This window comes from Pseudomonadota bacterium (genome assembly GCA_010028905.1).
Classification (GTDB): domain Bacteria; phylum Vulcanimicrobiota; class Xenobia; order RGZZ01; family RGZZ01; genus RGZZ01.
The window spans coordinates 1-5,640 of record RGZZ01000336.1 but is presented as its reverse complement, the minus strand read 5'-3'; the positions used below and the strand labels follow the sequence as shown (position 1 = coordinate 5,640).

Annotated in this window: 6 protein-coding genes; 3 read left to right on the top strand and 3 right to left on the bottom strand. The window is 65.7% G+C overall.

Going from position 1 to position 5,640, the window contains the following annotated elements:
- Window positions 1-1,370: hypothetical protein (locus EB084_18405; GenBank protein ID NDD30233.1), on the bottom strand; the 1,370-nt coding region annotated here is incomplete at its 3' end.
- Between EB084_18405 and EB084_18400 the strand changes: the two genes are divergently transcribed.
- On the top strand, window positions 1,354-3,015 hold the full coding sequence (locus EB084_18400) for an AI-2E family transporter (GenBank protein NDD30232.1): 1,662 nt from the start codon (window positions 1,354-1,356) through the stop codon (window positions 3,013-3,015). The genes EB084_18405 and EB084_18400 overlap by 17 nt on opposite strands.
- A complete protein-coding gene (locus EB084_18395; GenBank protein NDD30231.1) occupies window positions 3,012-3,602 on the top strand; it encodes a hypothetical protein in 591 nt (196 codons plus the stop codon). The genes EB084_18400 and EB084_18395 overlap by 4 nt, the downstream gene beginning before the upstream one ends.
- Before the next feature lie 87 nt (window positions 3,603-3,689).
- Here EB084_18395 and EB084_18390 read toward each other — a convergent pair whose 3' ends face one another.
- Window positions 3,690-3,905 (bottom strand): hypothetical protein, encoded by a 216-nt coding sequence (locus EB084_18390; GenBank protein ID NDD30230.1) that lies wholly within the window; start codon window positions 3,903-3,905, stop codon window positions 3,690-3,692.
- 136 nt (window positions 3,906-4,041) lie between these two features.
- On the opposite strand from EB084_18390, the gene lysA reads away from it, so the two are divergent.
- Entirely contained in the window at window positions 4,042-5,346 is a 1,305-nt protein-coding gene (gene lysA / locus EB084_18385; protein NDD30229.1) for a diaminopimelate decarboxylase, read from the top strand.
- Between the two features lie 9 nt (window positions 5,347-5,355).
- Here the strand turns inward: lysA and EB084_18380 are convergent.
- The coding region (locus EB084_18380; GenBank protein NDD30228.1) for a DNA-binding protein at window positions 5,356-5,640 on the bottom strand (285 nt) is incomplete at its 5' end.

Genomic DNA, 5,640 nt, shown 5'->3' with positions numbered 1-5,640 from the left:
TTGTTCAGGCCGCTGGCGCGGCGTCCCGCGCTGGGTGACACCCTTCGAAGCCAGGCTTCCACGGCCTTCGCTTCGCGTCGGAGCACGCGAGCCACGTCTTTGCGCCCCTCGTGCTTCATCCAGGCCGCAAGGGCATTCAGCAGGTTTGCGATGTGGGCGCGATCGACGTGATAGCCGCGCGCCTTGCGGCGACGGTGGAAGTCGGCCAGGGCGGCGCCATCGCTGCGGGCTGTGCGATAGGCCTCTGGACGCCCGTTTGCGTCACAGGCGTACTTGAGCGGGGGATGCGGCCGTCCGATGTGGGGGTCTTGCGGCCACAGCTCGGCTTCGGTGTCTTCCGCCGCGGCCTTCCCCTCGAGGTAGGCCGGCAGTGATTCCTGGGTCTGACCCAGCGCGCGCAGGCACTGGTAGAGGCGGTACCGCGTCTCGAGCTCGGCATCGGTGCTGAGGCCGTTGAATCGCTCGAGTGCACGCTGGTAGTGGGTGGCGGCCTCTTCGGGCAGGCCCGCCTGCCATGCGGTCACGCCACGGTAGTAGTAGAAGCGACCTTCTGCTTCCCGCGCGTCAAGGGCGCGCCTCTCTGCAAGCGCCTCTCCGAGGAGCGGCCCGGTCATGTCATCTTGCCCGCAGAGGCGGGCGACCTCGCCCAGGTGGGCCAGGATCTCGCTCGCCTTGAGGCGGTCGTGCACCTGACGATAGGCGTCGAGGGCGCGTCGATAGTGCTCGACGCTCTTGTCTGCGTTGCCGTTGCGATCTTCGCTGTTCGCCCTGAGCAGTTCGAGTCGGGCGCGATGTGAAGGGAAGTCAAAGGTCTTGTCGAGCCGCTCGACCTTGCGGGCGTTTCGCTCGAAGCGCTCCTGCTCTCCCATCTCGAGGTAGATCGAGGCCATGTTGAACAGTGCGGCGGCCCAGTTGAACTCGAGGCGCTCACGGCGGCAGATCTCCGCCGCCTTGCGGAACTGGGTGAGCGCATGGCGGTGATCGCCGGTGATGTCGTACAGGATGCCGAGCTCCATGAGGACCTCGACCTGCGCGGCGTGGAGATCGGATTCTTCGAGGATGCGCCAGGCCCGCCGATAGGCCTCGATGGCGCCAACGGTGTCTCCCCACTTGCGACAGAGGTTTGCGCGGCGCCGGCAGCACAGGTAGGGGAAGAGCTCGCTCTCGAACACCGCGCTCACGTCTTCCGCGGCTTGAAGAACCGTGTCGGCGGCCGTGCGATGGCCTTCCGCGATGTGCAGATCGATGTGGCAGAAGAGCTGGCTCGCGGCGCGATCGCGCAGGTCTTCGTCGAGCGACCCCAGGTAGCGCCTACGGGCGTTGGCATCGGGCTTTGACAGCAGGGTCCGGAGGATGTCCTCAACAGTCATCGTTCCGTCCTCCTCTCTCTCGAACCGCGCCGCGCTGAAGCGGCGCACGCCGCTCAGGCGGCGTCATGTCTGCGGGGCATGTCTTCGAAGGTTACCCTTCAGGTTCGCAGACGCCCCTGATCGTCAATCATATGAAAAAACGTTCAATCTTTCAATGTTTGCATCGGAACGGACCACGGTCTTGTGCGGGCGCAAGACCGGGTGGGAGGAGAAGCCGCGAGAGCGGACCGAACCTGTCTCCCAGAGGCGCGGCCGAAAAGGTCGCGCCGACCAGCATGCAGGCGCTGGAAGTGCGGCCGATCCACTGTCCCCTGGGTTCGTGGGCATCCCGCGACCGCTGAAGATGGGGGCGGCCGAACCTCCAGCACATTGCCGCGCTCTCTTCCCCCGGCAGAGAGCGCGCAGGCGGCGTGGAATGCAACAGATGAACGCATCGCATCTCGTGGCGTGGTTGAGGGCACTCGCCTGGCTCGTCATCGCCGTGGCGGGGCTGTGGGTTGTCTCGCAGATCCACTACACCATCGCGACGTTCACCCTGGCCGCGATCATCTCGTATCTGCTCTACCCCGTGGTCAGCTGGCTCTTCGTCAACTCGGCGGTGCTCGTCGGCAGAACGCTGTCGTGGCCGGTATCGGTGCTCCTCGTGTACAGCTTCCTCCCGATTCTTCTCGGGTGCGCGCTCTGGCTCACCGTCCCGGCGGTCACCGTGCAGTTCGAGACCGTGACCCAGAACCTGCCGCATCAGGTCGAGCGGTTGCAGGGCGCGGCGGCCTACTGGCAAGGGCGCTTCGAGAAGGTTCGCGTGCCCGCGGCCGTGCGCGAGCAGATGCAGGCGCTCGTCACCCAGGCCCTCAATCGCTTCGCCGAGTTCGTTGGAAATCTTGTGGGATATGTGGCCAACGGCCTCCTGAGCACCGTCACCTGGACGCTCTTCGGCCTGGTTGCGCTGATCATCTCGAACCTCATGCTCCTCACGCTGCCGGAGACCCGACGCAAGCTGTTCGACGTGGTTCCTGAGAGCTATCGCGACGAGGTTCGCCAGCTGCTGGTCGAGGTCAATCTCGTCTTCGGCGGCTTCATCAAGGGCATGGGGATTCTCTCGGTGTTCGCGGGGCTGCTCGTTTATGTGCTGCTCAACGGGCTGGCTCTTCTTTCGTGGCTCGGGGTTCCGGCGATGATGCCGTGTCAGTACGCGCTCATCCTTGCCACCGCGACCCTCGTTCTCTACCCCATTCCCATTCTCGGGCTCCTGCTGCTTGCCGCACTGGGAGGGCTCACGGCCTACCTCCAGGAGGGGAGCAGCGTGGTCTACGCGCTCACAGTTGCGGGGATCCTCGCGGGCGCTGTCGTGACGGTCGATCGCGTGGTAGGCCCCCGGGTCATGAGCCAGGCGATGGGGGTCTCCCCGCTCTTCGTGATGTTCTCCGCCTTTGCGGGGGCTGAGCTGATGGGGTTCTGGGGGATGATTCTGGGGGTGCCGATGGCGGCGGCAGGCAAGGTTCTCTTCCAGTACGTGCACAAGCGCTTCCTTGCTCCGCAGAGCGCTCTCGGAAGCGCTGCCGAGGGGCGAGAGGTGGTCAGCGCGAACGTCTCAGGGGGGGAACCTGCCCCTGTTCAACCCTATTCAGAAGAGAGCCCGTCGTGAGTCGAGAAGTCGTTCCGCGCAATGCCTATCTCGTGCTCGGCGTCCTCCCCACGGTCTCGGCGGAGGATCTGAAGAGCGCCTATCGTGAGCTGGCCCGCCAGCATCACCCGGATCGCAACCCCGATGACGCGGAGGCGGCCGCGGCTCGGCTGCGTGAGGTCTCAGCCGCGCACGATTCGGTGACCGATGCCGCTCGCCGCAAAGCACACGACGCCCCCTGGATGCGGCTGCGGGTGCCGAAGGGGCTGGTCATGGGCGAGGCATCGAAGCCACCAGGCCTGTTGGGGCGTCTCTTCGGGATGCGTCCGAAGGATGGCCCGGGAAGCCTCTACTTCACGCACATGGAATCAGGGCTCACGTGCTTCCAGTACGCGGGATTCAAGCTCGTCTCGCAGGCGGAGGTCGAGTTCCGACGGGCGCTCGAGACTCAGCCCACGTCGCTCGAGGCGCGATTCAACCTGGCGGTTGTCTGCCACTGGCTGGGGCGGTACGATGAAGCGCGCACGCTTCTCGGCGCAGTGGTGAGCGCTGTCCCCGAAGATCGCGTGGCCGCGCATCTGGCAAGCACGTTGCGGGCCGCTCCCTAGTGCGGGCGACCGTTCGCCTTTCCGGCGGGCCGTCGGGCCTGACCTGCGCGGAGCCGAAGCATGGTCTCGAGGTGCGCCTGAATCGCGTCAGCGTCGGTTGATGGCGTCGTCGAGCGCGGTCTCGACCTGCTTCACACGATCGAGCAGATCGGCCACTGCGCGGGCCGGCAGCTCGAACGACAGGGTTGCCGAACAGCTCGAGCAGGCGACCTGCTGTCTTCCGGCCGCAAACGGAACATGGATGTCGGTCTTGCACGACGGGCACGGCTCCATGAGCAGGGGGACCAGCTTGAATGTGGGCATGGGGTCTACGTTCGGGGTGCATGCCGGGGGGTCCTGGCACACGAGGCAACTGCGCATCGCCGGCGGGATTTGCCGCGCGAGGCGGGGAAGGAGTTCGCGGAGCCGTGACACCAATGCTCCGCTGTTGGAGAGCCGAATGGTCAGAGCCCCCATCATCGATGCACACGGCCACCTCACCTTTGGGGGATGTGACGTGGTCTCCCTGGCCGAGCAGTTCGGCACGCCGCTCATGCTGCTCGACGAGCAGGCCGTGCGACAACGTTGCCAGGAGTACCGACAGGCTCTCGAGAGCCGCCTGCCTTCGGTCCGCGTGCTCTATGCGGGCAAGGCCTTCCTCTGCAAGGGCATGTGCCGCATCATCGACGCGGAGGGGCTCTCACTCGACGTGGTGAGCGGCGGTGAGCTGGCCACCGCCGTCGCCGCAGGTTTCCCGATGAACCGCGTATGGTTCCACGGCAACAACAAGTCTGAGGCTGAGCTGCGCGCAGGCATCGCGCATCGCATCGCCCGCTTCGTCATCGACAGCACCGACGAGATCGAGCGCCTCGATGCACTGGCCACCGAAGCCGGTGTGCGCGTGGACGTGCAGATCAGGGTCACCCCAGGGATCAAGCCGAGCACCCATTCCTACATCCAGACGGGACAGATCGATTCGAAGTTCGGCTTCTCGGTGGGCAACGGCCTCGCGCTCGACGCCGTCCGGCGCGTGCAGGCGGCGCCTTCGCTGTGCCTGCGCGGCATACACTGCCACATCGGTTCGCAGATACACGAGATCGCATCGTATGGGGCCGAGGTCGCTGCGCTTGTCGATTTCCTTGTTCTGGTGAAGGATTCTGTCGGCTGGGTGCCTGAGGAGCTCAATCTCGGAGGCGGTCTGGGCATTGCGTATCTGCCCCATGATCAGCCCCCCACGGTCGATGCGTATGCCAGCCTTCTTGCGTGTGCGCTCCACGAGCACTGGCCTCGTCTCGGAGGACCGCTGCCCGTGGTGATGGTGGAGCCCGGGCGTTCCATCGTGGGAGAGGCCGGCATCACCGTCTACGCCATCGACACCGTCAAGGACATCCCGGGTGTGCGCATCTACGCCTCGGTCGACGGCGGCATGACCGACAACATGCGGGTGGCGCTCTATCAGGCGCGCTATCACGGTATTCTGGCCAACCGCGCGGCGGAGCGCCCTACACAGAAGGTGTCGATTGCCGGGAAGTGCTGCGAGACCGGCGACATGATCGCGTGGGACCTCGCCCTGCCGCCGGTGCGCCGCGGCGACCTGCTCGCGGTGTTCTCGACCGGGGCGTATCACTACGCCATGGCGAGCAACTACAACCGACTTCCGCGTCTCCCCGTCGTACTGGTCTCGGGAGGGGAGGCCCGCCTGCTCATCCGGCGCGAGACGTACGAAGACGTTCTCGCGCTGGATGAGATGCCGTCACATCTGTGACGATGGCCTCTAGGAATTGAGCCAGGCGGCCACGCTCTGACGGGTGATGCGAAGCTTCGCGCCGATGCGCGTGGCTCTGAGCTCTCCCCGCTCGATGGCGGCCAGCACTTCCTTCTCGCGCACGCGCACCAGCTCGCCCACCTCTTTCGGGGTGAGGACATCGTCTGAGGTGAAGGCTGCGCTGGCCTGTGTGGCATTGAGCAGGGCCTGCACGAAGGCGAGGCTCTGACGCCCTAGATCGCCGGGCCAGCGGGTCGTTGACGTGTTGGTTTCGGCGTGGGCGCCATCGGGAGT

Bases quoted from the DNA above. Each gene is read 5' to 3' on its own strand.
- EB084_18400 (NDD30232.1), top strand. From the start codon at position 1,354: ATGTCCTCAACAGTCATCGTTCCGTCCTCCTCTCTCTCGAACCGCGCC.
- EB084_18390 (NDD30230.1), bottom strand. From the start codon at position 3,905: ATGCCCACATTCAAGCTGGTCCCCCTGCTCATGGAGCCGTGCCCGTCG.
- lysA (NDD30229.1), top strand. From the start codon at position 4,042: ATGGTCAGAGCCCCCATCATCGATGCACACGGCCACCTCACCTTTGGG.